This is a genomic window from Phenylobacterium sp., from assembly GCF_036263695.1.
In the GTDB taxonomy this organism is placed as follows: domain Bacteria; phylum Pseudomonadota; class Alphaproteobacteria; order Caulobacterales; family Caulobacteraceae; genus Phenylobacterium.
The window spans coordinates 1-8,110 of sequence record NZ_DATAGM010000127.1; the positions used below are offsets into that span (position 1 = coordinate 1).

10 protein-coding genes are annotated in these 8,110 nt (G+C 73.0%); 8 read left to right on the forward strand and 2 right to left on the reverse strand.

The annotated features are described in order from the left end of the window. The 3 genes from VHK87_RS04970 to VHK87_RS04980 all read left to right on the forward strand — a co-directional run. Nucleotides 1–221, forward strand: a 221-nt coding sequence (locus tag VHK87_RS04970) for a GNAT family N-acetyltransferase (RefSeq protein WP_329633789.1), incomplete at its 5' end; no start/stop codon positions are given. Nucleotides 222–282: 61 nt separating this feature from the next. After that, nucleotides 283–2,196 (forward strand): flagellar hook-length control protein FliK, encoded by a 1,914-nt coding sequence (locus tag VHK87_RS04975; protein WP_329633790.1) that lies wholly within the window; start codon nt 283–285, stop codon nt 2,194–2,196. Then, nucleotides 2,193–2,453 carry an EscU/YscU/HrcU family type III secretion system export apparatus switch protein gene (locus VHK87_RS04980; RefSeq protein ID WP_329633791.1) on the forward strand — a complete coding sequence of 87 codons (261 nt, stop codon included), beginning with the start codon at nt 2,193–2,195 and terminating at the stop codon, nt 2,451–2,453. Before VHK87_RS04975 ends, VHK87_RS04980 begins: the two co-directional genes overlap by 4 nt. A gap of 63 nt (nt 2,454–2,516) precedes the next feature. On the opposite strand, the gene VHK87_RS04985 is transcribed toward VHK87_RS04980, so the two are convergent. Both VHK87_RS04985 and VHK87_RS04990 read right to left on the reverse strand, forming a co-directional pair. After that, nucleotides 2,517–3,440 (reverse strand): SDR family NAD(P)-dependent oxidoreductase, encoded by a 924-nt coding sequence (locus VHK87_RS04985; protein ID WP_329633792.1) that lies wholly within the window; start codon nt 3,438–3,440, stop codon nt 2,517–2,519. 47 nt (nt 3,441–3,487) lie between these two features. Further along, entirely contained in the window at nt 3,488–4,741 is a 1,254-nt protein-coding gene (locus tag VHK87_RS04990) for an MFS transporter (protein ID WP_329633793.1), read from the reverse strand. A 223-nt stretch (nt 4,742–4,964) separates the two neighbouring features. On the opposite strand from VHK87_RS04990, the gene VHK87_RS04995 reads away from it, so the two are divergent. The 5 genes from VHK87_RS04995 to VHK87_RS05015 all read left to right on the forward strand — a co-directional run. Beyond that, nucleotides 4,965–5,468, forward strand: a complete 504-nt coding sequence (locus VHK87_RS04995; RefSeq protein WP_329633794.1) for an N-acetyltransferase — start codon at nt 4,965–4,967, stop codon at nt 5,466–5,468. 32 nt (nt 5,469–5,500) lie between these two features. After that, entirely contained in the window at nt 5,501–6,070 is a 570-nt protein-coding gene (locus tag VHK87_RS05000; protein ID WP_329633795.1) for a DUF1285 domain-containing protein, read from the forward strand. After that, nucleotides 6,067–6,711: a CoA pyrophosphatase gene (locus VHK87_RS05005; protein ID WP_329633796.1), complete on the forward strand. Its 645-nt coding sequence runs from the start codon at nt 6,067–6,069 to the stop codon at nt 6,709–6,711. Before VHK87_RS05000 ends, VHK87_RS05005 begins: the two co-directional genes overlap by 4 nt. Next, nucleotides 6,704–6,973 carry a DUF6111 family protein gene (locus VHK87_RS05010; RefSeq protein ID WP_329633797.1) on the forward strand — a complete coding sequence of 90 codons (270 nt, stop codon included), beginning with the start codon at nt 6,704–6,706 and terminating at the stop codon, nt 6,971–6,973. Before VHK87_RS05005 ends, VHK87_RS05010 begins: the two co-directional genes overlap by 8 nt. Further along, nucleotides 6,970–8,110: CCA tRNA nucleotidyltransferase (locus VHK87_RS05015; RefSeq protein WP_329633798.1), on the forward strand; the 1,141-nt coding region annotated here is incomplete at its 3' end. The genes VHK87_RS05010 and VHK87_RS05015, both read left to right, overlap by 4 nt.

Below are 8,110 nucleotides of genomic sequence, written 5' to 3' on the forward strand. Positions count from 1 at the left end.
TCGTGCGGCCGCAGACGCGGGGGCTCGGGGCCGGCAAGGCGTTGCTCGCGAACCTCGCCCGCCGCTGCGTGTCCGAGGGGCTGGCCAGGCTGGAGTGGGCGGTGCTCGACTGGAACGCCCCGTCCATCGCCTTCTACGACGCGCTGGGGGCGACGGCGCTGGACGACTGGATCACCCGCCGGCTCACGGGGGAGGCGCTGGCGCGGCTGGCCCAGGCTTAAGGGCGGCTTCACCGTGCGGGCGTAGGCTCGGGGCCGACATCGATCCGAGGGACGCGCCGTCGTGACCGTCTTCCCCGTCCCGCAGCTGTCGCCAGAGGCCCAGCGGGTGCTGGCCGCCGCCGGCCTGACGCCCATGCTGGCGGAAGTCGCGCCCGTCGCGCCGGCGGGCGGCGCCTCGCCGAGCACCGACGGCAAGTCACAGGAACAAGCCCTGACCCGGCCCAGCGCCGAGCGGCCGGACCCGGCCTTGCGCCCGCCGACGCCCGCCCGCCCCGATGCTGCGCCGCTCGCAGCGGCGTCGGCGGCGGCGGCCCGCACCCCGCCCGCCATGCCGCAGATCCTGCTGCCGCCCCAGCTCGCCCAGGCGGCGGGGGTGGCGGCCCAGGGCGCGGCCCTCGCCCAGGACAGCGTGGCCCCGCTGATGGCCAACCTGGCGCAACTGGCCGAACAGCCCGACCTGCCGCCGCCGCTGCGTGCCGCCGTCCGCGCCGTGATGGGCCTGCAGGCCCGCCCGGAGGCGCTGGCGACCCCGCGAGGCCTGAAGCAGGCTCTCGCCGTCTCCGGCCTGTTCCTGGAGGCCCGCCTCGCGCGTCCGCACGCCGCCGACGCGCCGCTCCGTCCCGGAAATGACCTCAAGGCGGCCCTGGTGAACCTGCAAGCGGCGGTGGCGAACATCGCCGCCGCCCCGCCTGCGGCGCCGCCCGCTCGCGGCGTCACGCCGACTCCACCGCCTCAAAGTGCGTCCGCGCCGGCAGCCGGCCCGCAACCCTCACCCGTTGCGCCCGCGGCGGCCGCTCCCGCCCCGTCGCCAAATCCGACGGCGCCTGCGCCTGCGCCCGCGGCTCCCGCGCCCATCAGCGGCCAGGCGCCTGCGCCGCCGCCGGCGGCGGGCGTGCAGACCACGGCTCCGGCGGCCACGTCGCTGACGGCGCCGACACCTCCAGCCGTTTCGCAGCCCGTGCCGACGGCGCCTACGCCGGCGGCTTTGGGAGCTGGGCCACCGGCGACGCCACCGGCCCCTGTCGCTGCAAAGACGCCGCAGCCGAATCCAGCAGCGACGCCGACCGCACCGCCTAGCGCGCCGGCCGCATCGCCGCCCGCGGCTGTGACGGCCACGCCCATGACAGCAGGGGCGGTGCCCACCGCTGAGCCGGGGGCCGACGCGCCGGTCCCGCCCACGCTGCGGCCCCCGCCAGCTGCGGGCGACACGCCCGCGGCCGCAGAGACGTCCCGACCACTGCCCGCCCCGGGCGCGTCGCCGCCACTCGCAATGGCGCAAGCAGGTCCCGCCGCCAGTCCCCCGCGAACCGTTGCCGCGCTTCCACTTCCGCCCACGGCCGAGGCGCCGGAGATCGAGCCCGTTCAAGTCCGCCGAGAGGCTCCGGCACTGCCCGCGCCGCGGCCCCAGCCGCCGATGGCCGGGGCCGCGCCTGCGCCTCAGCCGGCCTCCGCGCCCAGCGTGCGGGCCGACGCCAGCCCGGCGGCGATCGCCCTGGCTCTGGCGCCCCAGGTCGAGGCGGCCATCGCCCGCCAGGAGCTGCACCAGATCGCCTCGCTGCCGACTGCGCGGCTGCCGGACGAGGCGCCGGCCGCGGCCCGATGGAGCTTCGAGGTTCCGCTGACCACGGCGCAGGGGCCGGCGGTGGCCGGCTTCGAAATCCGCCGCGATGCGCCCGACGCCGAAGGTGAGGGAAGCGCCGCCGGCGCCGCCGCCGCGCCGGCCTGGCGGGTGCGGTTCGCCATCGACATCGAGCCGATGGGCCCGGTGGAGGCCCAGGTGGTGCTGCGCGGGGCAAAGGCCGGCGTGACGCTCTGGGCGGAGCGCCCGGAGACCGCCCGCCGGCTGGCCCGCGACGGCGAGCGGCTGACTACGGCCCTGGCGCGGGCGAGCTTCGAGACCGAGCTGGCGGTGCGGCTGGGCCCGGCGCCGCGCGCGCCGGTCATGCCGGGCCGTTTCTTGGACCAGGCCACATGACTGGCCCCGTCTCCCGCCGCCTCGCGGTCGCCTTGCGCTACACCGAGCCGGACGCGCCCAAGGTGGTGGCGGTCGGCCGCGGCTGGCTGGGCGAGAAGATCATCGCCGCCGCCCAGGAGCACGGCGTGCCGCTGGAGGCGAACCCGGCCCTCGCCGAGGCGCTCTCGCACATCGAGCTCGACACCGAGATCCCCGAGGAGCTCTACGTCGCTATCGCCGAGATCCTGGCCTTCATCCTGCGAAGCGGCGAGCGCTGAAATGAAGAAGGCGGCGACCTCGTCGGCCGCCGCCTCCTGATCCCTAAGAGGGGGAGTCTTCCGTTACGCCGGCTGCTTCTGCGGCGGGGCCGCCTGCGGCGCGCGGTTCAGGTCGAAGAACTTCGGCTGCATCTTCGGCACGGCTTCCGACAGGATGGTGTCGACCGTCCAGCCTTCTTCCTTGGTGACCGTCTCGATCGGCCGGGGCTGCGAGTAGAGGGTGATGGTCTCACCCGAGGCGCCGAAGATCTGGCCGGAGACGTGGGCCGCGGCCGGGGCGATCATCGCCACCGAGAAGCGGGCCGGCTGGTCGGCGCGGATCTTCTCGGCCATCACCTGACGGCGGGCGGCGGCGGCTTCGTCCTTCACCGGCACCGACTGGGTCATACGGGTCCAGGCGACCGGCGCCAGGCAGTTGGAGCGCACGTTGTTGCGGGCGCCTTCCATGGCGATGATCCGCGACAGGCCGGCGATGCCCATCTTGGCCGCGCCGTAGTTGGCTTGGCCGATGTTGCCGAACAGGCCCGAGGTCGAGGTGAAGAACATGTAGGCGCCGTCGTTCTGCTCGCGGAACAGCTCGATGGTGGCCCGGGCGACGTTGAAGCTGCCGCGCATGTGCACGTCGATGACGCGGTCCCAGTCGTCCTCGCTCATCTTGTGGAACATCACGTCACGCAGGATGCCGGCCGGATTGATCACCGCATGCAGCCCGCCGAAGGTGTCGCGCGCCTGCTCGACCATCCCCTCGACCGCCCGCAGGCTGGTCACGCTGTCGGAGTTGGAGACCGCCTCGCCGCCGGCCGCGCGGATTTCCTGGGCGACCTTCTCGGCCGCGCTCGCCGAGCCCTCGTCGTCACCCTTGAGGCTGCCGCCGAGGTCGTTGACCACGACCTTCGCGCCCTCTTGCGCAGCGATCAGCGCGCAATCGCGCCCGATGCCGTTGCCGCCGCCTGTAACCAGGACAACCTTGCCTTCCAATGCGCCCATAATCGCAAATCTCTCGTCCGAGAGCTCCCTAATGAATGGGCTGACAGTTATTCGAGGCGGTCCGCCTTGCGCAAGGCGGGAAACAGTTTGGCCCAGAGGGCGGTGACGAACAGCGCGCCCACGCCCCCGAACACCGCCGCGCCTACGGGTCCCAGGAACCTCGCCACCACGCCGCTCTCGAACTCGCCGAGTTCGTTGGAGGCGCCGATGAACACGCTGGAGACCGCCGCCACCCGGCCGCGCATGTTGTCGGGGGTGACCAGCTGGACCAGCGTCTGGCGCACATAGACGCTGAGCATGTCGGCCCCGCCGAGCACCGCCAGCGCCGTCACCGACAGCCACAGCGACTTCGACAGGCCGAACACGATGGTGGCGGCCCCGAACACCGCCACGCCGAAGAACATGAACAGGCCAGCCTTCGAGCGGATCGGATTGGCCGCAAGCGCGAGGGCCACCAGGGTCGCACCGATGGCGGGGCCGGAGCGCAGGAGGCCGAAGCCCTCCTCGCCAACGTGCAGCACGTCGCGGGCGAATACCGGCAAGAGGGCGGTCGCGCCGCCGAGCAGCACGGCGAACAGGTCCAGGGAGATCGCGCCCAGCACGATCTTCTGCTTCCAGACGTAGACCAGCCCCTCCTTCACCAAAGCCAGGCGCGAGCCCGGGTTCACCACCGGCTGGGTGTTCTTGCGCAGCAGGAAGATGAATACCGCCGCCGTGGCGTAGAGGCAGAGCGCGGTGGAATAGGCCAGCGTGGTGGACCTGGCGAGCAGCAGGCCGCCGAGCGCCGGCCCCAGGATCGAGGCGGTCTGCCAGGCGAGCGAGTTCCAGGCGATGGCCCGCGGCAGCAGCTCGCGCGGCACCAGCATGGGCCCCAGCGCGGTGCCGGTCGGCCCCATGAAGGCGCGGGCCGCGCCGAAGGCCGCCGCGACGCAGAGCAGCATTGTGACTGACGCCGTCCCGGTCGCCGTCGCCCACACGAGGATGCCGACGGTCACCAGCTCCCAGGCGTAGCAGAGCAGCAGGATCCGGCGGCGATCGTAGCGGTCGACCGTCTCCCCGGCCGGCAGGGTCAACAGGAACACCGGGATGAACGAGACGAGGCCCACCATGCCGACCACGAAGGCCGCCTCCGCTACGCTCATGGTGCGGCGGGCGAGCTCGTAAATTTGCCAGCCGATGGCCACGCTTTGGATCTGCGCGGCCAGGCCGCCGGTCCACCGCGAGCCCCAGAACAACAGGTAGTCGCGTTCCCGCAGCAGGGCGCGGGCGGAGGGGACGACATCGGGGGCGGCGTCGGACATGAGGGCGGGCAACTTGGCCTGCGCCGGGCCGGCCCGCAACGGCGGCGTTGACGGGGGGCCGCCCCGCCCCTATTGCGCTCAGCCTCGACGGGGAAGGGGCCGCAGATGCTGCGACGAGGCCGCACCGCCCGGCGCATGCCGGCGCCGCAAAGAACCGTCCGTCGCCGCGCGCATTGAGCAGGGCGGCGGGCCCGCTCGCATTCCTGTTCCCCGCCCTTCGCCGATGACCGCCCAGCCGAAAACCAAGCTCGCCATCCTGCCGGAACGCCCGCAGGACCACCCCGCCGCCGACGCCCTGATCGACCGGGCTTTCGGGCCGGGCCGCCACGTCAAGGTCTCCGAGCGGGTGCGCGAGTTCGCGACCTACCTGCCGGAGCTCTCCTTCTGCGCCTTCATCGACCAGCGTCTGGTCGGGGTCGTGCGCCAGTGGCGCGTGCGGGTGGGCGACACGCCCGTGGCGTTCCTGGGCCCGCTTGCAGTGGAGACTGAGCTTAGGGGCTCCGGCTACGGCATCACGCTGCTGGAGCACGCCTGCGAGGCGGCGCGGCGGGCGGGCTATGCGGCGGTGGTGCTGGTCGGCGACGAGCCCTACTACGCCCGGGTCGAGTTCTCGGCCGCCGCGGGGGCGCGGATCGAGCTGCCCGGGCCGGTGGACCGGCGCCGGGTGCTGGCCAAGATGCTCGATCTCGATGCGCCGCCTCTCGAGGGCTCTGTTCAGCCCGCTTGAGGCCAGCGCCCCGGCGGCCTACCTATGGAGCCATGGCGGAAGCTGAAGCTCGTCCCGGCCTGGAAGGCGTGATTGCGGCCGCGCAGGCGGCGCAAGACGCCGCGCCGAAGAAGCGCGGCCTGCCGCCCGTCCACTTGTGGAACCCGCCCCACTCGGGTGAGATCGACATCGTGATCCGCCGCGACGGCGCATGGGTGCACGAGGGCGCGATCATCAGCCGCGAGGCGCTGGTGCGCCTGTTTTCGACGGTTATCCGCAAGGACCCGGACGGCTACTGGCTGGTGACGCCGGTCGAGAAGATGAAGATCACGGTGGAGGACGCGCCCTTCATCGCGGTCGCCGTGGAGCGGGCGGGCGAGGCGCTGCGGTTCACCACCAACGTCGGCGACGAGGTCGAGGCCGGCCCGGAGAACCCGATCCGCGTCGAGGTCGACCCGCGGACGGGCGAGCCGCGCCCCTACGTCCACGTCCGCCGCGGCCTGGAGGCGCTGATCAACCGGCCGGTGTTCTACGAGCTGGTGGAGATGGCCGAGCCGGAGGGCGAACGCTACGCCGTGACCTCCAACGGTGTGCGGTTCGACATCGGAGCGGCTCAGCCGTGAGTCCTGGCGCGTCGCCCGCCGAACTGCGGGCCTGGATCGCGCGCCGCCTCGACCCGCTGGAGGACCGGCTGCCGGCGAGCGGCGTGGTGATGGGCGACCACGGCCTGGAGCACCTGCCGTCCGACCCGACCGTGGAGTTGACGCCGGCCGCGGTGCTGGTCGGCCTGATCGAGCGCGAGACCGGGTTCTCGGTGCTGCTCACCCGCCGCAGCGACACCCTGCGCCGCCACACCGGCCAGGTCGCCTTCCCCGGCGGCCGGCTCGACCCAGGCGAGACCGTCTGGCAGGCGGCCCTTCGGGAGGCTCAGGAGGAGGTGGGCCTCGACCCCGACTTTGTCGAACTGGCGGGCCTCTCGACGCCCTACCGCACCGGCACCGGCTATCTCGTCACACCGGTCGTGGGCTTCATCAACGACGGCTTCAGCCTCGAGCCCAACCCCGACGAGGTGGCGCACGTCTTCGAGACGCCCTTCGGCTTCCTGATGGATCCGTCCAACTACGAGGAGCACGAACGCGAGCTGCCGACCGGCGACAAGCGGCGGTTCTACGCCATGACCCACGAGGACCAGTACATCTGGGGGGCGACGGCCGGGATGCTGCGGGCCCTCTACGACCGGCTCTACGGGGCCGCGCTTGCTTAGGATCTTCCTCATTCGGGCGGTGCTGGTCGCCACCCCGTTCGTCGTCTGGTTCGTCTGGCGCGAGTGGGCCAGGCGCAACGGCCGCGACATGGGCGAGACGCCGTGGGCGTGGCTGGTGGCCGCCGCGGCGGTGATGTTCGCGCTTTCGATGCTGATCCTGCCCTTGTTCCATGACGACGGGGACGGCGGCCGCTATGTACCCGCCGAGGCGCTGGACGACGGGCGCGTGGTCCCGGGCCATTACGAGCAGAAGACCCCATGAGCGCAGGCATCGGCCCCGCCCCCTGGATGACCGCTAAGGAGACCGTGGCGGTGCTGGACGCCCTGGAGGACAAGGGCGGCCCCGACTGCGCCCGTTTCGTCGGGGGCTGCGTGCGGGACGCGGTTCTGGGCCGGCCGGTGAGCGACATCGACATCGCCACGCCGCTGACGCCTGACGAGGTCACCCAGGCCCTGAAGGCCGCCGGGATCCGGGCCGTCCCCACGGGGATCGAGCACGGCACGGTCACCGCTGTCTGCGGCGGCAAGCCGTTCGAGATCACGACCCTTCGCCGGGACGTCTCCACCGACGGCCGCCGCGCGGTGGTGGCCTTCACGAAGGACTGGATGGAGGACGCCCAGCGTCGCGACTTCACCCTCAACGCCCTGTACGCCAAGCGCGACGGGGAGGTGTTCGACTCCTCCGGCCGGGGCGTCGAGGACGCGCGGGCCGGACGCATCGTCTTCATGGGCGAGCCGGTCCAGCGGATCCTCGAGGACCACCTGCGCATCCTGCGGTTCTTCCGCTTCTTCGCCTGGTTCGGCCGCGGCGAGCCGGGCGCCGCCGCCCTTGCGGCCTGCGCCGAGCACAAGGGCGCCATCTCCAACCTGGCCGCCGAGCGCATCTCCGCCGAGCTGTTGAAGCTGCTGGCGGCGGACGATCCGCGTCTGGCCGTTCGGCTGATGGCCCAGACCGGCGTGCTGGGCGTCGCCCTGCCCGAGGCGGCGGCCATCGGCCGCTTCGAGGGACTGGTGGAGATCGAGAGCGAGCAGCTGTTCGAGACCGACGCGGTTTTGCGGCTCGCGGCCATGATGCCGAACGATCGGGCCATCGCGCCGGCGCTGGCCGAGCGCCTGCGGCTGTCCAACGAGCATCGCGACCGGATCGCCGCCGCGTTGGGCGAGCAGCCGCCGATCAAGAGCTGGATGAGCGCGCGGGAGACCCGGCGCACCGTCTATGCCCTGGGCCACCAGACGTTCCGCGACCGGGTCAAGCTCGCCTGGGCGACGGCTTCGAGCACCGCGACCGCCCCGCAGTGGCGGGGGCTGATCGCGCTGGGCGAAGGCTGGTCGGCGCCGTCCTTCCCACTGAACGGCGACGAGGTCGTCCGGGCCGGCGTGCCGCGCGGGCCGCTGGTGG

What these genes read in the sequence shown, in the direction of transcription:
- VHK87_RS04980 (WP_329633791.1), top strand. Translation starts at nt 2,193, where the DNA reads ATGACTGGCCCCGTCTCCCGCCGCCTCGCGGTCGCCTTGCGCTACACC.
- VHK87_RS04985 (WP_329633792.1), bottom strand. Translation starts at nt 3,440, where the DNA reads ATGGGCGCATTGGAAGGCAAGGTTGTCCTGGTTACAGGCGGCGGCAAC.
- VHK87_RS04990 (WP_329633793.1), bottom strand. Translation starts at nt 4,741, where the DNA reads ATGTCCGACGCCGCCCCCGATGTCGTCCCCTCCGCCCGCGCCCTGCTG.
- VHK87_RS04995 (WP_329633794.1), top strand. Translation starts at nt 4,965, where the DNA reads ATGACCGCCCAGCCGAAAACCAAGCTCGCCATCCTGCCGGAACGCCCG.
- VHK87_RS05000 (WP_329633795.1), top strand. Translation starts at nt 5,501, where the DNA reads ATGGCGGAAGCTGAAGCTCGTCCCGGCCTGGAAGGCGTGATTGCGGCC.